Origin of the sequence: Pseudomonas sp. W15Feb9B (assembly GCF_000828175.1) — a bacterium.
In the GTDB taxonomy this organism is placed as follows: domain Bacteria; phylum Pseudomonadota; class Gammaproteobacteria; order Pseudomonadales; family Pseudomonadaceae; genus Aquipseudomonas; species Aquipseudomonas parakoreensis.
The window spans coordinates 54,805-73,093 of record NZ_JTKF01000031.1 but is presented as its reverse complement, the minus strand read 5'-3'; the positions used below and the strand labels follow the sequence as shown (position 1 = coordinate 73,093).

The following is an 18,289-nucleotide window of genomic DNA, read 5'->3' as shown; positions in this document are numbered from 1 at the left end:
ATGTAGGAGCTGCCGAAGGCTGCGATCTTGGCGGTATCAAATACATAAAACATTTAACGTCCTGCCCGCAAAGAAGTTAAAAAAAAGGGCTTGGGGACTGATCCCCAAGCCCTCAAAAGGTGAGAGGTGTCTAGTCCCTCGACCTGGTGAGCGGTGCTACAAATAACGCGTCGGCTCAGGCTTTGAGCGGAACCAGACGCGGGGCAATCATGTTTTCCGGGCGCAGGATGTCGGCGAGCATGGCTTCGTCGAGCAGACCTTCTTCGCGCACCAGTTCCAGCACGCCGCGGCCGCTTTCAAGGGCGATACGGGCGATGCGGGTGGCGTTTTTGTAGCCGATGTACGGGTTCAGCGCGGTGACCAGACCGATCGAGTGCTCGACCAGTTCGCGGCAGCGGGCTTCGTTGGCGGTAATGCCGACGATGCAGTGCTCGCGCAGCATGTCCATGGCGCGTTGCAGCAGGCGAATAGAGTCGAGGATCTTGAACGCGATCAGCGGCTCCATCACGTTCAGCTGCAGTTGGCCGCCTTCGGCTGCCATGGTCAGCGCCAGATCGTTACCGATGACCTGGAAGGCCACCTGGTTAACGGCTTCCGGAATCACCGGGTTGACCTTGCCAGGCATGATCGAGCTGCCTGGCTGACGCGCCGGCAGGTTGATCTCGTTGATGCCGGTGCGTGGGCCGCTGGACAGCAGGCGCAGGTCGTTGCAGATCTTCGACAGCTTGACCGCGGTGCGCTTGAGCATGCCGGAGAACAGCACGAAGGCGCCCATGTCGGAAGTGGCTTCGATCAGGTCGGCAGCGGGTACCAGCGGCTGACCGCTGATCAGCGCCAGACGCTGAACGGCCAGCGCTTGATAGCGCGGGTCGGCGTTGATGCCGGTGCCGATCGCGGTACCGCCCAGGTTCACTTCAGTCAGCAGTTCCGGGGCCAGCGTCTTCAGACGGGCCAGGTCTTCGCCCATGGTGGTGGCGAATGCGCGGAACTCTTGACCCAAGGTCATTGGCACGGCGTCTTGCAGTTGGGTACGACCCATCTTCAGGACGTGGTTGAATTCTTCACCCTTGGCGGCGAAGGCCTGAATCAGGCTGTCGAGGCTGGCCAGCAGCGCGTCGTGACCCAGCAGCAGACCCAGACGGATCGCGGTCGGGTAGGCGTCGTTGGTTGACTGCGCCATGTTGACGTCGTCGTTCGGGTGCAGGTACTGGTACTCGCCTTTCTGGTGACCCATTGCTTCGAGCGCAATGTTGGCGATCACTTCGTTGGCGTTCATGTTGGTGGACGTACCGGCGCCACCTTGAATCATGTCGACCACGAACTCTTCGTGGAAATCACCGCGGATCAATCGGGCACAGGCTTCGCTGATGGCAGCGTGCTTGGCTTCGCTCAGATGACCCAACTCACGGTTGGCGTCAGCGGCGGCCTGTTTGACCATCGCCAGACCCACAACCAGTTTCGGGTAATGCGAAATCGGAACGCCGGAGAGACGGAAGTTGTTCACCGCTCGCAGGGTCTGGATGCCGTAATACGCTTGAGCCGGTACTTCGAGGGCGCCAAGCAGGTCGTTTTCTGTGCGGAAAGATGCAGCGGAGGACATGATAGAAATCATCTCGATATGGACCCGGTCTATGCCGGAACGCTGCGAATGCTAGGCTTACAGGATTTTTTGGGCCAATGCTGTTAAACACTGGCCTATGCACATTCGGCATAATGCCCGTGTGACGCCGCCTGCGCGGCAGACGTGTGACCTGTTTTGGTGCGTTCCCGGGAGGGCGTGATGAATCTGGAAAGCAAATGGCTCGAGGACTTCAGTGCCCTGGCCGCCACCCGCAGCTTCTCGCAGGCGGCCGAACGGCGCTTCGTGACCCAGCCGGCGTTCAGTCGGCGGATCCGCAGCCTCGAAGCGGCGCTGGGCCTGACGCTGGTCAACCGCTCGCGCACGCCGATCGAACTGACGGCGGCCGGGCAACTGTTTCTGGTGACCGCGCGCACCGTGGTCGAACAGCTCGGCGAAGTGCTGCGCCACCTGCATCACCTGGAAGGCGGGCAGGGCGAAGTGATGCAAGTCGCGGCCGCGCACTCTTTGGCGCTGGGCTTCTTCCCGCGCTGGATTGCGCAACTGCGCAATGAAGGGCTGAACATCGCCACACGGCTGGTCGCGACCAACGTCGGCGACGCGGTGCACGCGCTGCGCGAAGGCGGCTGCGACCTGATGCTGGCGTTCTACGACCCGGACGCAGCGATGCAGATGGATCCGGAAATCTTCCCGTCGTTGCACCTGGGCCAGACCGAGATGCTCCCGGTGTGTGCGGCGGATGCCGAGGGTAAGCCGCTGTTCGATCTGGAAGGTGACGTCAGCGTACCGTTGCTGGCGTACAGCGCCGGGGCGTTTCTCGGGCGCTCGGTAAATGGTCTTTTGCGTCAGCGTCAGCTGCGCTTTACCACCATCTATGAGACCGCCATGGCCGACAGCCTGAAAAGCATGGCCCTGGAAGGCCTCGGCATCGCCTGGGTACCGCAACTGAGCGTGCGCGCCGAGCTGGCCCGCGGCGAACTGGTGGTCTGCGGCGGCCCGCAATGGCATGTACCGCTGGAAATTCGCCTGTACCGCTGCGCACTGGTGCGCAAGGCTAACGTGCGGTTGTTGTGGCGCAAGCTTGAAGGCGGCGCTGCGCAGGCTTCTTGAACCCACCCAACAACCCTGTGGGAGCTGGCTTGCCAGCGATGGCGGTGGGTCAGTCACCGCCTGTGGTTACTGATCCGACGCCATCGCTGGCAAGCCAGCTCCCACAGGTATCGAGTGATGCTGGAGCGCTGACCTTCAAGTCAATAAAACCGGGCCTTTCGCTGATTTGACAGATGGTCGTTTCGGGGGCTGTTTATTGCTTTCTTTGCGGTATACTGCGCGGCCTTCGGCCGGTACGTCCGGCCATTTTTCGTACAATCAAGCCACGCAATCCTGCGTGGCTTGTTGTTTTTGACGCGCCTGCGGGCGCCCAGAGAGAAGAGGCGCGACGATGAGTGCACTGGTTGGCGTGATCATGGGCTCCAAGTCCGATTGGTCCACCCTTAGCCACACCGCCGATATGCTGGAAAAGCTCGGCATCCCGTACGAGGTCAAGGTGGTTTCCGCCCACCGCACCCCGGATCTGCTGTTCCAGTACGCCGAAGAGGCTGAGGGCCGTGGCATCGAGGTGATCATCGCCGGTGCCGGTGGCGCAGCCCACCTGCCAGGCATGTGTGCGGCCAAGACCCACCTGCCGGTGCTGGGCGTTCCGGTGCAGTCGTCGATGCTCTCGGGCGTCGATTCGCTGCTGTCGATCGTGCAGATGCCAGCGGGCATCCCGGTTGCCACCCTGGCCATCGGCAAGGCCGGCGCGATCAACGCCGCGCTGCTGTCGGCGAGCATCCTCGGCGCCAAGCATCCACAATTCCACGCGGTACTGAAAACCTTCCGTGCCGAGCAGACAGACAGCGTCCTGGACAATCCAGACCCACGTATTGCCTGAGGTTGTTGAGATGAAGATCGGTGTAATCGGTGGCGGCCAGTTGGGCCGCATGTTGGCGCTGGCGGGCACTCCGCTGGGCATGAACTTCGCTTTCCTCGACCCTGCGCCGGACGCTTGTGCCGCCGCGCTGGGCGAACACCTGCGGGCCGATTACGGCGATCAGGATCACCTGCGCCAACTGGCTGACGAAGTCGACCTGGTGACCTTCGAGTTCGAAAGCGTCCCGGCGGAGACCGTGGCGTTTCTCTCGCAATTCGTCCCGGTCTATCCGAGTGCCGAAGCCCTGCGCATCGCTCGCGACCGCTGGTTCGAGAAGAGCATGTTCAAGGACCTGGGCATTCCGACCCCGGCCTTCGCCGACATTCAATCGCAAGCCGACCTGGACGCCGCCGTGGCTTCGATCGGTCTGCCGGCCGTGCTGAAAACCCGCACCCTGGGGTACGACGGCAAGGGTCAGAAAGTCCTGCGCAAGCCTGAAGACGTGATCGGTACCTTCGCCGAGCTGGGCAGCGTGGCCTGCCTGCTGGAAGGCTTCGTGCCGTTCACCGGTGAGGTTTCGCTGATCGCCGTGCGTGCCCGCGATGGCGAAACCCGCTTCTACCCGCTGGTGCACAACACCCACGACAGCGGCATCCTCAAGCTGTCGGTGGCGAGCACCGATCACCCGCTGCAGGCGTTGGCCGAAGACTACTCCAGCCGTGTGCTCAAGCAGCTGGATTACGTCGGCGTGATGGCGTTCGAGTTCTTTGAAGTCGACGGTGGTCTCAAGGCCAACGAGATCGCCCCGCGCGTGCACAACTCCGGGCACTGGACCACCGAAGGCGCCGAGTGCAGCCAGTTCGAAAACCATCTGCGCGCCGTGGCCGGCCTGCCGCTGGGCTCGACGGCCAAGGTCGGCGAGAGCGCGATGCTCAACTTCATCGGTGTGGTTCCACCGGTGGAGAAAGTCATCGCCATCGAAGATTGCCATCTGCACCACTACGGCAAAGCCTTCAAGGCCGGGCGCAAGGTTGGTCACGCCAACCTGCGCTGCGCCGACATGGCCACGCTGCAGGCGCAGATCGTCAAGGTCGAAGCGCTGATCGCCGAGTAACGACAGTTTCATCTGGCAGCGGCGGAACCATTCAGGGCTCGCCGTTCTCTCATGGCAGGATGCCAAAGTCTGACTAGGCTTTGGCATATCTACTATTGAGTGTCAGAGGGAAATGCCATGGGAATTATCGGAACCATCTTTATCGGCTTGATCGTCGGCCTGCTGGCACGCTTCCTCAAACCGGGCGATGACAGCATGGGCTGGATCATGACCATCCTGCTCGGTATCGGCGGTTCGCTGGCGGCCACTTACGGCGGCCAGGCCCTGGGTATCTATCAGGCAGGTCAAGGCGCTGGCTTCATCGGTGCGCTGGTCGGCGCGATCGTGCTGCTGGTGATCTACGGCCTGATCAAAAAGAACTGATCCAAGCGACCAAGTCCTCTCTGCCAACGCGGCAGGGAGGGCTAGAATGCTCGGCGATTCAACGTCCTTCCTTTATCCGAGCATTTTTTACCGAGCACCTCCATGCGCCGTCTTTTGTTGACTCTCCTTTTGCTGGGCAGCGGTCTGGCCCACGCCGGCGAACTGCCGGAAACCGACTGGCTGGAACTGATGCCCAAGTCGGACCAGAAAGCCCTCGAGGCCATGCCCGAAATCGACCACAATTCCCCGGAAGCCACCGGCACCTTCACCGAGAAGGGCGGCATGAAGCAGGCCAAGGGTTTGCCGGCGGTGATGTATTCGACCAAGACCGTGGCGTCGATGAACGACAAGCACATCCGCATCGGTGGTTACCCGGTGCCGCTGGAATCCGATGCGAAGGGTCGCAGCACGCTGTTCTTCCTCGTGCCATACCCGGGCGCGTGCATCCACGTACCGCCACCGCCGCCGAATCAACTGGTGCTGGTGCGTTATCCAAAGGGCTTGAAGCTGGATGACATCTATACGCCGTTGTGGGTAACCGGCACGCTGAAGATCGAGAAGGTCAGCAATGACCTGGCCGACGCGGCGTATGCGCTGGAAGCGGACAAGGTGCGGGTGGTGCAGGAGTCCGATCTGTAATCGTCACCCCAAAACAACTGTGGGAGCGAGCCTGCTCGCGAAAGCGGTGTATCAGACACTTAAAGTGTGGCTGACATAACGCATTCGCGAGCAGGCTCGCTCCCACATTTTGTTTTGCGGTACTGGTTAAAGCGGTTTACTACCGACGCTGACACCCATCGTATGGCTCGCACCCGACGCCAGATTCACCACATCATTCATCACATTCGCCGTCTCGATGCACAGCATGCGCTGCCAGCCGTCGTTGTCCATGTCGCTGAACGCGGCGGCGCGGTCGATCCACGGGTTCCAGATCACTGCGGTGCGTGAGCCGCTTGCGGTCAGTACGATGCGCCGCTCCCAGGTCGGGTCGACGATGCTCAGTTGCGGCGGAGCCTCGAGGTAGATGCGGTCGGTTTCCCCGGCGAAGCGCAGTGCGCCTTGCTGGTGGTGGGTGTTCCAGTTGTCCAGGGTCTCGATGTACTCCAGACCGTCCACACCGTCGACGTGCACGTTGCGCACATCGCTGACTGCGAAATAAGTGTGCAGCGCCTGGCTGATGCTGACGGTTTCGACACCCCGGTTATGGCTGGTCAGGCTGATGTGCAACTGATCATTCAGATGCAGGGTCAGGGTCAGATCGACCTGATACGGCCAGCCCGGCAGGCCACCTTCGGGGTAGGGCAGCTTGAATTCGACCTTGACGCCGTCAGCCTCTGATTCGATGCCGCCCAGCTCCCAATCCATCGCTCGCACCAGACCGTGTGCGGGTGCCGGTTGCTCACCGGTGTACATGGCCTGCACGTGCTGCGGGTTGCGTTCGAACTTGCCGAACCACGGCCAGCACACCGGCACACCGGCGCGGATGCTCTTGCCGGTCTTGAACACCGCCTTGTCGTTGAGCCAGATGATCGGCGGCTGGCCGTCGATTTGATAACTGAGGATGTGCGCGCCTTGCTGGGCCACCAGCACTTCGGCCTGACCGTGGCGGATGCGCCAGCAGTTCAGTTCATCCAGTTTCACGGCTTCAACGCTGGGCGTGTTCATGGGACAGCTCTCGATCAGACACTTGGGACGACTATCGACCGCAAAACCGCGGCGAGGTTTAACGTGCGCGCGGCGGCACCGAGCGGGTGCGACCGCTGCCGTCGATGGCGACGAAGACGAACACCGCCTCGGTCACTTTACGCCACTCGCTGGACAGCGGATCGTCGCTCCACACTTCGACCATCATCTGGATCGAGCTGCGGCCGATTTCCAGGGTCTGGGTATAAAAGGACAATTGCGCACCGACCGCGACCGGCACCAGAAAGGCCATGCGGTCGATGGCCACGGTCGCCACACGGCCACCGGCAACGCGGCTGGCCATCGCGGTCCCCGCCAGGTCCATCTGCGCCACCAGCCAGCCGCCGAAAATATCGCCAAAGCCGTTGGTCTCGCGAGGGAGTGCGGTGATTTGCAAGGCCAGGTCGCCTTGCGGGATCGGATCTTCTTGTTCGAGCTCTATCATGCCGGGGGTGCCTCTGACCCGTGACTCTTCGTTGGTATTGCTGGTGGTAGCCGTCTTCAGGAAAAACGATTCAGCACCGAACATACTGCGTTCGTCACGTTTTCCGTAGGCGTCTAAAGGGAAACTCTGCGAAAGCGGCTGGATCCACGCACCAGGGCGACCAACGACGTTTTCGCACAGCAACCCCCTACAAACCGGAGCAAGGTTGCGAGTATATCGGTCGGTAGACTCCACGACGACCATCGGGTTCTGATTTTGACCGTCAAATACGCGCCTCTATGTGCTTTTTCGAACAATTTGCTATGGTGCCGAACCTGCCCAAGCCACAGCCAGCGTTGTTGTGGCGGTAGATCCGCCTATAAGAGAAGCCCTTGCCATGACCACAGCGCCTTCGAGCCTCGCGCAGCCCGAGCAACCTGCACGCCCCCTGACCCGCAATGATTACAAGACTCTGTCGCTATCGGCCTTGGGCGGTGCGCTGGAGTTTTACGATTTCATCATCTTCGTGTTCTTCGCCACCGTGGTCGGCAAGCTGTTCTTCCCGGCCGACATGCCCGAGTGGCTGCGCCTGATGCAGACCTTCGGCATTTTCGCCGCCGGTTACCTCGCGCGGCCGCTGGGCGGCATCGTCATGGCGCACTTCGGCGACCTGCTGGGGCGCAAGAAAATGTTCACCCTGAGCATTTTCATGATGGCCGTGCCGACCCTGATCATGGGTCTGCTGCCGACCTACGCACAGATCGGCCTGTGGGCGCCGATTCTGTTGCTGCTGATGCGAGTGATCCAAGGCGCGGCGATTGGCGGGGAAGTGCCGGGGGCGTGGGTCTTCGTTTCCGAACACGTGCCGCAAAGGCACATCGGCTACGCCTGCGGGACACTGACCAGCGGTTTGACCGCCGGCATCTTGCTCGGCTCGCTGGTCGCCACGGCAATCAACAGCATCTACACGCCAGTGGAGGTGTCCGACTACGCCTGGCGGATTCCATTCCTGCTCGGCGGCGTGTTCGGCCTGTTCTCGGTGTACCTGCGCCGCTGGCTGCACGAAACCCCGGTGTTCGCCGAATTGCAACTGCGCAAGGCGCTGGCCGAAGAAGTACCGCTGCGTGCGGTGCTGCGTGACCATCGCGGGGCGATTGCGATCTCGATGCTGCTGACCTGGCTGCTGTCCGCCGGGATCGTCGTGGTGATTCTGATGACCCCGACCGTGCTGCAGACGGTCTATCACTTCTCGCCAACGGTGGCGCTGCAATCGAACAGTCTGGCGATCGTGTTCCTCAGCGTCGGCTGCATCATCTCCGGTGCCCTGGCGGACCGTTTCGGCGCCGGCCGGGTGTTTGTCTTCGGTAGCCTGGGCCTGCTGATCAGCTCCTGGACTTTCTACCACAGCCTCGCCGACCACCCGAACTGGCTGTTCCCACTGTATGCGCTGACCGGTCTGCTGGTCGGCACTATCGGTGCGGTGCCCTACGTGATGGTCAAGGCGTTCCCGCCGGTGGTGCGCTTCAGCGGGCTGTCGTTCTCGTACAACGTGGCGTACGCGATCTTCGGTGGCCTGACGCCGATGGTGGTCAGCCTGCTGCTTAAAGAGAGTGCGATGGGCCCGGCCTACTATGTGGCGGTGCTGTGCGCGATGGGGATTCTTGTTGGCGCGTGGCTCTGGAACAAGGGTCGCTGATCCGTAATTTCCTCCAGCAGTACCGGCCCCTTCGCGAGCAGGCTCGCTCCCACATTGGAATGCATTTCAACTGTGGGAGCGAGCCTGCTCGCGAAGGGGGCGACTCGAATCATCCATTAAAAACTCCCATGCTGGCCTTTCATCCAATTGTCATATTTCAGCCATAGAGTGTTCACACGGCCTGCTGATACTTGGCCCCGACTTAACACACCCTATCTGCTAGGAGTAAGGCATGAAACTGAAGCGTTTGATGGCGGCAATGACTTTTGTCGCTGCTGGCGTTGCGACTGCCAACGCGTTCGCCGCTGTTGACCCTGCTATCCCGAGCTACACCAAGACCACTGGTGTGTCGGGCAACCTGTCCAGCGTCGGTTCCGATACCCTGGCCAACCTCATGACCCTGTGGGCTGAGAACTACAAGAAAGAATACCCGAACGTAAACATCCAGATTCAGGCTGCTGGCTCCGCCACCGCGCCACCTGCGCTGACCGAAGGCACCTCCAACCTGGGCCCGATGAGCCGCAAGATGAAGGACACCGAACTGGCGGCCTTCGAACAGAAATACGGCTACAAGCCAACTGCTATTCCGGTGGCCGTGGACGCCCTGGCGGTGTTCGTGCACAAGGACAACCCGATCCAGCACCTGACCATGGAACAGGTTGACGCGATCTTCTCGTCTACCCGTCTGTGCGGCGCCAAAGCCGACGTGAAAACCTGGGGCGACCTGGGCGTGACCGGCGACCTGGCCAACAAGCCAGTGCAACTGTTCGGTCGTAACTCGGTATCCGGCACTTACGGCTACTTCAAGGAAGAAGCCCTGTGCAAAGGCGACTACAAGCCTAACGTCAACGAACAACCAGGTTCGGCGTCGGTTGTGCAGTCGATCAGCTCCTCGCTGAACGGCATCGGCTACTCGGGCATCGGCTACAAGACTGCCAGCGTGAAGACTGTTGCTCTGTCGAAGAAAGGCAGCACTGACTTCATCGAAGACACCGAAGAAAACGCCCTGAACGGCAAGTACCCACTGTCGCGCTTCCTCTACGTTTACGTGAACAAGGCCCCGAACAAGCCTCTGGCCCCGCTGGAAGCCGAGTTCGTGAAACTGGTTCTGTCCAAACAGGGCCAGGAAGTGGTGGTGAAAGACGGCTACATCCCACTGCCAGCCAAGGTTGCTGCAAAAGCACTGGCTGACCTGGGTCTGCAGGAAGGCGGCGCTGAAGTCGCAAAAAAGTAACAAACTGAGTCAGGGGTAAACCCCGCCTGACTCATGTGGGAGCGAGCCTGCTCGCGAAGCGGCCTTCAGAACCGGCACTTTCGCGAGCAAGTTCGCCCCACACTCCCCGAATTCTTTTATCCACTGCCAGTGCCCCGCTGGCGGCGGATTTGCTGCGTCACTGCATTGTCATCTTTCTGTCATACAGGATCGCTAGGGTGTGCGCATGAATGATCTGGCCAATTCCAAAATGACTACGAACCCTCCCAAGCGCATTGACTTCAACACGCCTGAGTTGCAACGCAAGCGCCGCATTCGCGCGCTCAAGGATCGCTTCACCCGCTGGTACGTCCTCGTTGGCGGTCTGGCGGTGCTGGCAGCCATCACGCTGATCTTCTTCTTCCTCGCCTACGTCGTTGCCCCGTTGTTCCAGGGTGCCAGCCTGACCGCGAAAGATGCCATTACCCCAGCCTGGATGCAGGACGCCGGCAAGCCGCTGATGATTTCGCTCGAAGAGCAGAATCAGGTGGCAATGCGCGTTTCCGACAAAGGCCAGGCGCTGTTCTTCGACATCGACAGTGGCGCTGAATTGAAGCGCGTCGATCTGCCGGTTCCTGCTGGCGCGACCGTCACTTCCATTGGCGAAGATCAGCCAGGTCATCCGCTGGTAGCGGTGGGCCTGTCCAACGGCCAGGCGCTGGTGTTCCGTCACACCTATAAAGTCAGCTATCCCGATGGCAAGAAAACCATCACCCCGGCCATCGAATACCCGTACGGCGAAGCCCCGATCGCAGTGAACGAGAGCGGCGGTGCGCTGGAGCACGTCAGCCTCAACGCCACCGATTCGACGCTGATGCTGGTCGGCTCGACCGGTGCGCAACTTAATGTGCTGGCGCTGACCAGCGAAGAAAACATGATGACCGGCGAAGTCACCAACGAGCAGAAGCGTATCGAACTGCCGCAGATGACCGAGCCGGTGAAAAACATCTTCGTCGACCCGCGCCAGCAATGGCTGTACGTGGTCAACGGGCGCGCACAGGCCGACGTGTTCAGCCTGCGCGACAAGAGCCTCAACGGTCGCTACAAACTGCTGGAAAACGCTGACGCCGAAGTCACTGCGAGCACGCAACTGGTGGGTGGCATCTCGCTGATCATCGGTGACTCCAAGGGTGGCCTGGCCCAGTGGTTCATGGCCCGTGATACCGATGGCGAACTGCGCCTGAAGCAGATCCGTACCTTCCAGATGGGCACCATGCCGATCGTTGAAATCACCGCCGAAGAGCGTCGCAAGGGCTTCGTTGCCCTCGATGCCAGCGGCAAGCTCGGCGTGTTCCACAGCACCGCGCACCGCACGTTGCTGGTCGAGCCGGTGGCCGAAGGTCAGGGCCTGTTCGGCCTGTCGCCGCGCGCCAACCGGGTGATCGTCGAGGCCGGCGGCAAGCTGCAACCGCTGCTACTCGACAACCCGCACCCGGAAGTGTCGTGGAGCGCGTTGTGGAGCAAGGTCTGGTACGAGAACTACGACGAGCCTAAATACGTCTGGCAATCGACGGCGGCCAACACCGATTTCGAACCGAAACTGAGCCTCTCGCCACTGACCTTCGGCACCCTGAAAGCCGCGTTCTACGCGATGCTGCTGGCGGCACCGCTGGCGGTTGCTGCTGCGATCTACACCGCGTACTTCATGGCCCCGGGCATGCGCCGCAAGGTCAAGCCGGTGATCGAGTTGATGGAAGCGATGCCGACGGTGATCCTCGGGTTCTTCGCCGGTCTGTTCCTCGCCCCGTATGTGGAAGGGCATCTGCCGGGCATCTTCAGCCTGCTGATGCTGTTGCCGATCGGCATTCTGGTCGCCGGCTTCACCTTCAGTCGCCTGCCTGAGTCGATCCGCCTGAAAGTCCCGGATGGCTGGGAAAGTGCGCTGCTGATTCCGGTGATCCTGTTTGTCGGTTGGTTGTCGCTGTACATGAGCCCGTACATGGAGAACTTGTTCTTCGGCGGTGACATGCGCATGTGGATCTCCCACGACCTGGGCATCACCTACGACCAGCGCAACGCTCTGGTGGTGGGTCTGGCGATGGGTTTTGCGGTGATCCCGAACATCTACTCGATTGCCGAAGATGCCGTGTTCAGCGTGCCGCGTGGCCTGACCCTCGGTTCCCTGGCGCTTGGTGCCACGCCGTGGCAGACCATGACCCGCGTGGTGATCCTCACCGCCAGCCCGGGGATCTTCTCGGCGCTGATGATCGGCATGGGCCGTGCGGTCGGCGAAACCATGATCGTGTTGATGGCCACCGGTAACACTCCGGTCATGGAAATGAACCTGTTCGAAGGCCTGCGCACCCTGGCCGCCAACGTCGCGGTGGAAATGCCTGAGTCGGAAGTCGGCGGCAGTCACTACCGCGTGCTGTTCCTCTCGGCGCTGGTGCTGCTGTTGTTCACCTTCGTCATGAACACCCTGGCAGAACTGATTCGTCAGCGTCTGCGCAAGAAATACTCGTCGCTTTAAGAAAGGTAGAAGTCTGTGAAACAGAACTCCCTGAATGGATGGTTCAAGAGCGGCGCCCCGGGCGTCTGGATCAGCGGTGGCGCGGTGTCCATCGCGGTCATCATGACCATTGGCCTGCTGGCGGTGATTGCCGTGCGCGGTCTGGGTCACTTCTGGCCGGCGGACCTGATCCACGCCAGCTACGACGTACCGGGCCAGGCCAATCACCTGGTCATCGGCGAAGTGGTACAGAAAGAAGAAGTACCGCGCGCACGCCTGAAAAGCGCCGGCCTGCCGGTGCCTGATCAGGGCCCGGAATTCATGACCCGCGAGCTGATCAAGGTCGGCAACCGCGACCTGAACGGCAACGATTTCACCTGGGTGGTCGGCGAGTGGCTGACCAAGCAGACCACGCCGCCGGAACTGATGGCGATCGAGCGTCGCGAGTGGGGCAACTTCTACGGCTACCTGGTCAACGTCAAACAGGACGGCAAGGTGATCGCCGAAGGTGAAGCGGCGTGGCCTGAGCTACAAGCGCGGATCAACCGGGTGAACGGCCTGGCGGCCCAACTCAAATCGCTGGAAAAGACTGACATCGGTGCGATCAACGCAGGGCTGGAACGCATCCGTCTGCACGGGCGCAAGCTGGAACTGGACGGCAAGCTCGACGCCACCGCGCAAGCGGACATGGACGCCGAGCGTGCCGAGCTGAACGCGCGTTATCAGGACGTCGAAGCACGCCTGAGCGATCTGCATGCGCAGTTCAACCGCGACGCGTTGACCGCCCGCGATGCCAACGGCAAAGAGATCGAAATCAGCCTGGGCAAAGTGGTTCACGCTTACCAGCCGAACGCCATGGGCACGATGACCAAGATCGGTTTCTACTTTGGCAAGGTCTGGGAGTTCCTCTCGGATGACCCGCGTGAAGCGAACACCGAAGGCGGGATCTTCCCGGCGATCTTCGGCACCGTGATGATGACCCTGATCATGGCGATGATCGTCACCCCGTTCGGCGTGCTGGCGGCGGTGTACCTGCGTGAATACGCCAAGCAGAACACCCTGACCCGAGTGATCCGCATCGCGGTGAACAATCTCGCCGGTGTGCCGGCGATCGTCTACGGCGTGTTCGGTCTGGGCTTCTTCGTCTACGTGCTGGGTGGTTCGGTCGACCGTCTGTTCTTCCCTGAAGCGCTGCCGGCGCCGACGTTCGGCACACCGGGTCTGCTCTGGGCTTCGTTGACCCTGGCGCTGCTGGCGGTGCCGGTGGTGATCGTGGCGACCGAGGAAGGTCTGGCGCGTATCCCGCGCACCGTCCGTGAAGGCTCGCTGGCACTGGGCGCGACCAAGGCCGAGACGCTGTGGAAGATCGTCCTGCCAATGGCCAGCCCGGCCATGATGACCGGCATGATCCTCGCCGTGGCTCGCGCCGCCGGTGAAGTGGCGCCGCTGATGCTGGTGGGTGTAGTGAAACTGGCACCGTCGCTGCCGGTGGATGGCAACTACCCGTACCTGCACCTGGACCAGAAGATCATGCACCTGGGCTTCCACATCTATGACGTCGGCTTCCAGAGCCCGAACGTCGAAGCGGCACGGCCGCTGGTGTACGCCACGGCGTTGCTGCTGGTGCTGGTGATCGCCACGTTGAACCTGTCGGCGGTGTGGATTCGTAACCACCTGCGCGAAAAATACAAAGCACTGGATAGTTAACACAAACCCTGTGGGAGCTGGCTTGCCAGCGATGCAGACGACTCGGTCTGCCAGTAACACCGCGGTGATGCCATCGCTGGCAAGCCAGCTCCCACAGGAATCGCGACAGACACAGAATTTGAGTAACCCGCTGGCGTTGTCCGGCGGTACAACGAACCGAATTTGTTAGCACAGGGAGCCTCCCATGCAGCACGAAACACATACCCACGGCATCAACATGTCGGCCCTGGGTCGCGACAAGCAGAGCCTGAGCCTCGAGCAGGAAACGGTGGCCATCGAAGTCCCGGGCCTGAGCCTGTTCTACGGTGAGAAGCAGGCGCTGTTCGACGTCAGCATGAACATCCCGAAACAGCGCGTGACCGCGTTTATCGGCCCGTCCGGCTGCGGCAAGTCCACGCTGCTGCGCACCTTCAATCGTATGAACGACCTGGTTGACGGTTGCCGTGTCGAAGGTGCGATCAACCTGTACGGCAACAACATCTACCGCAAGGGTGAAGACGTTGCCGAGCTGCGTCGCCGCGTCGGCATGGTGTTCCAGAAGCCCAACCCGTTCCCCAAGACCATTTACGAAAACGTGGTCTACGGCCTGCGTATCCAGGGCATCAACAAGAAGCGCATCCTCGACGAAGCGGTCGAGTGGGCGTTGAAAGGCGCTGCACTGTGGGATGAGGTCAAAGACCGTCTGCACGACTCGGCACTCGGCCTGTCCGGTGGTCAGCAGCAGCGTCTGGTGATCGCGCGCACCATCGCCGTTGAACCGGAAGTGTTGCTGCTCGACGAGCCGTGCTCGGCCCTCGACCCGATCTCGACCCTGAAAGTCGAAGAGCTGATCTACGAGCTGAAGTCAAAGTTCACCATCGTCATCGTGACCCACAACATGCAGCAGGCCGCGCGGGTTTCCGACTACACGGCGTTCATGTACATGGGCAAACTGGTGGAATTCGGCGACACCGATACCCTGTTCACCAATCCGGCGAAGAAACAGACCGAAGACTACATCACCGGTCGTTATGGCTGACAGTTGCGGTTATTCACAGAATTGACGCTGCGGCCCACCGCACCTTACCGGACGCTCCAAGGACGCCAACATGATTAGTAAAGAAGGCCTTACCCACCACATCTCCGCGCAGTTCAACGCCGAGCTTGAGGAAGTGCGCAGCCACCTCCTGGCCATGGGCGGGCTGGTCGAGAAGCAGGTCAACGACGCGGTCACCGCGCTGATCGAGGCCGATTCCGGTCTGGCCCAGCAGGTGCGCGAGATCGACGACCAGATCAATCAGATGGAACGCAACATCGACGAAGAATGCCTGCGCATTCTCGCCCGTCGTCAGCCGGCGGCGTCCGACCTGCGGCTGATCATCAGCATCTCCAAGTCGGTGATCGATCTGGAGCGCATTGGCGACGAAGCGACCAAGATCGCCCGCCGCGCCATCCAGCTGTGCGAAGAAGGCGAAGCGCCGCGCGGTTATGTCGAAGTGCGTCATATCGGCGACCAGGTGCGCAACATGGTGCGCGATGCGCTGGACGCCTTTGCCCGCTTCGACGCCGATCTGGCGCTGTCGGTGGCGCAATACGACAAGGTCATCGACCGCGAATACAAGACCGCCCTGCGCGAGCTGGCGACCTACATGATGGAAGACCCGCGCTCTATCTCGCGGGTTCTGAGCATCATCTGGGTGCTGCGTTCGCTGGAGCGTATCGGCGACCACGCGCGCAACATCTCGGAGTTGGTGATCTACCTGGTACGCGGCACCGATGTGCGCCACCTGGGCCTCAAACGCATGAAAGAAGAAGTTCAAGGCACAAGCGGCGAAACCGCTAATGTTCCGGGCGATGCTGACGATAAGTAAGATTGCCTGAGAAAAGCGCCCGGCCCTTTGGCCGGGCGTTTTTGTTTATGGCGCTTGAACAGAAAATCGAATTGAAAAGCAGCACCCGCGAACGAAAAGTCCCGGCGTGACTGAAGATTGTTGGCAATGTGCCATCAGCAAAGCGGTATGCTTGCCGGGATTTTTATAGGGGTGTTGGATGAGCAAGATCAGTGTGTTGGTCGTGGACGATGCTTCGTTCATTCGCGACCTGGTGAAAAAGTGCCTGCGTAATTACTTCCCGGGGATCCGCACCGAGGATGCCATCAACGGCAAAAAGGCTCAGGCCATGTTGGCCAAGGAAGCATTCGACCTGGTGCTGTGCGACTGGGAAATGCCGGAAATGTCCGGTCTTGAACTGCTGACCTGGTGCCGCGTGCAGGACAATCTCAAGACCATGCCATTCATCATGGTCACCAGCCGTGGTGATAAAGAGAACGTAGTGCAGGCGATTCAGGCCGGCGTTTCCGGCTACGTCAGCAAGCCGTTCACCAACGAGCAACTGCTGACCAAGGTCAAGCAGGCGCTGAACAAGGTCGGCAAGCTCGACACCCTGATGAACAGCGCGCCGACCAAGATGAATTCGGCGTTTGGCAACGATTCCCTGAGCGCGTTGACCGGTGGCAAGCCTGCGGTGGTCGGTGCTGCGCCGGCCGCTGCGGCGGCCAATCCGTTCGCCAAGCCAGCCGCTGCGGCGGCACCTGCTGCGGCGCCGTCCCGCGGCTTGCTCAACAGCCCGCCAGTCCAGGCTCCGGCCGCCTCCAAAGCGCCGGCCGGCGGTCGTGGCCAAGGCCAACTGCGCCTGCCCGGCGGCACCCAGCAATGCGTGATCAAGGCCCTGAGCATCAAGGAAGCGCTGTTGGTGGTGAAACGCACCGATGCCCTGCCGCAGATTCTCGACAGCGCCGTGCTCGATCTGGAGCAGGGCGACAACGCCGAAATCGCCCGCCTCAACGGCTACCTGCACGCTATCGTAGCCCACGAACAGAAAGCCGACAGCGACTGGCTGCAACTGACGTTCCGTTTCGTCGACCAGGATGCGCAGAAGCTCGACTACATCTCCCGCCTGATCGCCCGCGGTACGGCGCAGAAGCACTTCGTTCCGGGCGCGTAAGCGGCGTCTGTGAAAAGATCGCAGCCTGCGGCAGCTCCTACATTGGAATGCATTTCCCTGTAGGAGCTGCCGCGGGCTGCGATCTTTTGCTTTGTGCGCTGGGCAACTTGAAACATCTGTCGACTAGCCTGGTCTGTCTCAGCTGCTAGGCTCTTTTCCAGGCCTTCCTTCGACAGATTCCTGCCCATGCTCGCGCGCCTGCTGTTTCTCTGTGGTCTTTTCCTGGCCTCCACCTCGACTGTGGCCATGACCATCTACAAATCCACCGATGCCAACGGTGTCGTCTCGTACAGCGACCGACCGAGCAAAGGCTCGCAGGTGTTCGTGTTTCAGGACCGCATGGTCGAACATCTGGAGCGCCAGGTGTACCTCGACATCAAGAAGCAGAAGGGCGCCGACGTGGTGTTCGTGCGCAACGATCTGTATGCACCGGTCGAGATTGCGCTGGCGTTTACCGGGATGAGCAACGTGCGTGGCGTGCCGGCCCAGACCATCCGCCGAGTGCTGCCTGCGCGCAGTAATACCCGGTTGGCGCTGCTCACAGCGATTACCCAGGGTCAGCCGCTGGTGTATTCACCGCAATTTCAGTATTCGCTGGGTGACCCTGCAGGCGCCGCGCAGAGCTATCGCTATCCTTTGCCGTGGCGGGGCGGGCCGTTCCGTCTGAGTCAGGGCGCCAACGGTCAGTACAGTCACTACGGGCCGAAGAACCGGTATGCGATGGACATCGCCATGCCGGTCGGCACGCCGATCATTGCCGCACGGGCCGGGGTGGTGGTGAAAACCGAAAACTCGCAGAGCGGGCGCGGCAATGATGCGTCCGGCAATTTCGTCCGGGTGCTGCATGACGACGGCACGATGGGTGTGTACCTGCATCTCAAGCAAGGTTCGGTGAGCGTACGCGAGGGGCAGCGGGTGACGGTCGGCAGCCCGCTGGCGCTGTCCGGCAATACCGGCAACAGCAGTGGCCCGCACCTGCACTTTGTGGTGCAGCGCAATACCGGGCAGGGGCTGGTGTCGATTCCGTATCAGTTCAACCAGCCGCTGGGGGCGTTGCCCAACTTTGCGTTGGGCAAACAATAAAGGCAGTGGAGCTCAACTGTGGCGAGGGAGCTTGCTCCCGCTGGG

General features: G+C 61.2%; 16 protein-coding genes. 13 read left to right on the top strand and 3 right to left on the bottom strand.

Annotated features, from left to right (window positions below):
* Positions 1-175: 175 nt before the first annotated feature.
* Entirely contained in the window at positions 176-1,600 is a 1,425-nt protein-coding gene (gene aspA, locus OC71_RS17105; protein WP_003229645.1) for an aspartate ammonia-lyase, read from the bottom strand.
* A gap of 180 nt (positions 1,601-1,780) precedes the next feature.
* Here aspA and OC71_RS17100 point away from each other — a divergent pair, with 180 nt between their 5' ends.
* The 5 genes from OC71_RS17100 to OC71_RS17080 all read left to right on the top strand — a co-directional run bounded on the left by OC71_RS17100 (position 1,781) and on the right by OC71_RS17080 (position 5,607).
* Complete coding sequence (locus OC71_RS17100; RefSeq protein WP_041071648.1) at positions 1,781-2,689, top strand: LysR substrate-binding domain-containing protein; 909 nt, start codon at positions 1,781-1,783, stop codon at positions 2,687-2,689.
* Positions 2,690-3,020: 331 nt separating this feature from the next.
* Positions 3,021-3,512: a 5-(carboxyamino)imidazole ribonucleotide mutase gene (gene purE, locus OC71_RS17095; protein ID WP_003229641.1), complete on the top strand. Its 492-nt coding sequence runs from the start codon at positions 3,021-3,023 to the stop codon at positions 3,510-3,512.
* Between the two features lie 10 nt (positions 3,513-3,522).
* Complete coding sequence (locus OC71_RS17090) at positions 3,523-4,605, top strand: 5-(carboxyamino)imidazole ribonucleotide synthase (protein WP_041071646.1); 1,083 nt, start codon at positions 3,523-3,525, stop codon at positions 4,603-4,605.
* A gap of 117 nt (positions 4,606-4,722) precedes the next feature.
* Positions 4,723-4,968, top strand: coding sequence for a GlsB/YeaQ/YmgE family stress response membrane protein (locus OC71_RS17085; protein ID WP_003229635.1), 246 nt, complete (start codon positions 4,723-4,725; stop codon positions 4,966-4,968).
* A 102-nt stretch (positions 4,969-5,070) separates the two neighbouring features.
* Positions 5,071-5,607: a DUF3299 domain-containing protein gene (locus OC71_RS17080; RefSeq protein ID WP_027610367.1), complete on the top strand. Its 537-nt coding sequence runs from the start codon at positions 5,071-5,073 to the stop codon at positions 5,605-5,607.
* 126 nt (positions 5,608-5,733) lie between these two features.
* On the opposite strand, the gene OC71_RS17075 is transcribed toward OC71_RS17080, so the two are convergent.
* Positions 5,734-6,633 (bottom strand): D-hexose-6-phosphate mutarotase, encoded by a 900-nt coding sequence (locus OC71_RS17075; RefSeq protein WP_041071643.1) that lies wholly within the window; start codon positions 6,631-6,633, stop codon positions 5,734-5,736.
* A gap of 58 nt (positions 6,634-6,691) precedes the next feature.
* Positions 6,692-7,096 (bottom strand): acyl-CoA thioesterase, encoded by a 405-nt coding sequence (locus OC71_RS17070; RefSeq protein WP_003229628.1) that lies wholly within the window; start codon positions 7,094-7,096, stop codon positions 6,692-6,694.
* A 376-nt stretch (positions 7,097-7,472) separates the two neighbouring features.
* On the opposite strand from OC71_RS17070, the gene OC71_RS17065 reads away from it, so the two are divergent.
* The 8 genes from OC71_RS17065 (at position 7,473) to OC71_RS17030 (ending at position 18,244) form a co-directional block, all read left to right on the top strand.
* The gene (locus OC71_RS17065; RefSeq protein WP_041071641.1) at positions 7,473-8,771 is read left to right on the top strand and encodes an MFS transporter; all 1,299 of its coding nucleotides are present in this window, start codon (positions 7,473-7,475) and stop codon (positions 8,769-8,771) included.
* A gap of 232 nt (positions 8,772-9,003) precedes the next feature.
* On the top strand, positions 9,004-10,005 hold the full coding sequence (locus tag OC71_RS17060) for a phosphate ABC transporter substrate-binding protein PstS (protein ID WP_034152107.1): 1,002 nt from the start codon (positions 9,004-9,006) through the stop codon (positions 10,003-10,005).
* Between the two features lie 454 nt (positions 10,006-10,459).
* A complete protein-coding gene (locus OC71_RS17055; RefSeq protein WP_177327919.1) occupies positions 10,460-12,493 on the top strand; it encodes an ABC transporter permease subunit in 2,034 nt (677 codons plus the stop codon).
* A 15-nt stretch (positions 12,494-12,508) separates the two neighbouring features.
* On the top strand, positions 12,509-14,179 hold the full coding sequence (gene pstA / locus OC71_RS17050) for a phosphate ABC transporter permease PstA (protein WP_041071636.1): 1,671 nt from the start codon (positions 12,509-12,511) through the stop codon (positions 14,177-14,179).
* Positions 14,180-14,363: 184 nt separating this feature from the next.
* The gene (pstB, locus tag OC71_RS17045; protein ID WP_007962289.1) at positions 14,364-15,197 is read left to right on the top strand and encodes a phosphate ABC transporter ATP-binding protein PstB; all 834 of its coding nucleotides are present in this window, start codon (positions 14,364-14,366) and stop codon (positions 15,195-15,197) included.
* A 70-nt stretch (positions 15,198-15,267) separates the two neighbouring features.
* A complete protein-coding gene (gene phoU / locus OC71_RS17040; RefSeq protein ID WP_007962290.1) occupies positions 15,268-16,029 on the top strand; it encodes a phosphate signaling complex protein PhoU in 762 nt (253 codons plus the stop codon).
* 178 nt (positions 16,030-16,207) lie between these two features.
* Positions 16,208-17,161, top strand: coding sequence for a response regulator (locus OC71_RS17035; protein ID WP_041071633.1), 954 nt, complete (start codon positions 16,208-16,210; stop codon positions 17,159-17,161).
* A 186-nt stretch (positions 17,162-17,347) separates the two neighbouring features.
* The gene (locus tag OC71_RS17030) at positions 17,348-18,244 is read left to right on the top strand and encodes a M23 family metallopeptidase (protein WP_041071631.1); all 897 of its coding nucleotides are present in this window, start codon (positions 17,348-17,350) and stop codon (positions 18,242-18,244) included.
* Positions 18,245-18,289: the final 45 nt, after the last annotated feature.

Bases quoted from the DNA above. Each gene is read 5' to 3' on its own strand.
- aspA (WP_003229645.1), bottom strand. From the start codon at position 1,600: ATGTCCTCCGCTGCATCTTTCCGCACAGAAAACGACCTGCTTGGCGCC.
- OC71_RS17080 (WP_027610367.1), top strand. From the start codon at position 5,071: ATGCGCCGTCTTTTGTTGACTCTCCTTTTGCTGGGCAGCGGTCTGGCC.
- OC71_RS17075 (WP_041071643.1), bottom strand. From the start codon at position 6,633: ATGAACACGCCCAGCGTTGAAGCCGTGAAACTGGATGAACTGAACTGC.
- OC71_RS17030 (WP_041071631.1), top strand. From the start codon at position 17,348: ATGCTCGCGCGCCTGCTGTTTCTCTGTGGTCTTTTCCTGGCCTCCACC.
- OC71_RS17060 (WP_034152107.1), top strand. From the start codon at position 9,004: ATGAAACTGAAGCGTTTGATGGCGGCAATGACTTTTGTCGCTGCTGGC.
- pstB (WP_007962289.1), top strand. From the start codon at position 14,364: ATGCAGCACGAAACACATACCCACGGCATCAACATGTCGGCCCTGGGT.
- OC71_RS17065 (WP_041071641.1), top strand. From the start codon at position 7,473: ATGACCACAGCGCCTTCGAGCCTCGCGCAGCCCGAGCAACCTGCACGC.
- OC71_RS17100 (WP_041071648.1), top strand. From the start codon at position 1,781: ATGAATCTGGAAAGCAAATGGCTCGAGGACTTCAGTGCCCTGGCCGCC.
- purE (WP_003229641.1), top strand. From the start codon at position 3,021: ATGAGTGCACTGGTTGGCGTGATCATGGGCTCCAAGTCCGATTGGTCC.
- OC71_RS17085 (WP_003229635.1), top strand. From the start codon at position 4,723: ATGGGAATTATCGGAACCATCTTTATCGGCTTGATCGTCGGCCTGCTG.
- OC71_RS17055 (WP_177327919.1), top strand. From the start codon at position 10,460: ATGCAGGACGCCGGCAAGCCGCTGATGATTTCGCTCGAAGAGCAGAAT.
- OC71_RS17090 (WP_041071646.1), top strand. From the start codon at position 3,523: ATGAAGATCGGTGTAATCGGTGGCGGCCAGTTGGGCCGCATGTTGGCG.
- OC71_RS17035 (WP_041071633.1), top strand. From the start codon at position 16,208: ATGAGCAAGATCAGTGTGTTGGTCGTGGACGATGCTTCGTTCATTCGC.
- phoU (WP_007962290.1), top strand. From the start codon at position 15,268: ATGATTAGTAAAGAAGGCCTTACCCACCACATCTCCGCGCAGTTCAAC.
- OC71_RS17070 (WP_003229628.1), bottom strand. From the start codon at position 7,096: ATGATAGAGCTCGAACAAGAAGATCCGATCCCGCAAGGCGACCTGGCC.